This is a genomic window from Achromobacter sp. SIMBA_011 (assembly GCF_046535435.1).
Classification (GTDB): Bacteria; Pseudomonadota; Gammaproteobacteria; order Burkholderiales; family Burkholderiaceae_B; genus Achromobacter; species Achromobacter dolens.
On sequence record NZ_JAWRWN010000600.1, the window covers coordinates 1 to 265 of the forward strand.

Genomic DNA, 265 nt, shown 5'->3' on the forward strand with positions numbered 1-265 from the left:
ATTCAGATAGTGGGAGGCTTATCGAACATGCAGTATTCACCTCGGAACCATTGGGAAATATGTTGCTAACCGGAGGTGGTGCCGGCCCTGAGGGTAGTCTATTGATCATCCCGCTAATGGGGATAATCGCGCTGCTGATCTGGGTACGTTCAGGTTTGAATCCCAGTTCGTCGTTCACGCAAACTTCCCGTGAATGATGGGGCGATGTGCTTCGTCAAGCGAAAGGGGCTGGCTTTGGTTGGTAAATGGTACCGTCGTGCAGCAT

The 265-nt window shown here is 51.7% G+C and carries 1 pseudogene; it reads left to right on the forward strand.

What is annotated here, in order from left to right:
• A pseudogene (locus tag SB816_RS32330) lies at positions 1 to 197 on the forward strand (hypothetical protein); the annotation flags it as partial.
• Positions 198 to 265 lie beyond the last annotated feature (68 nt).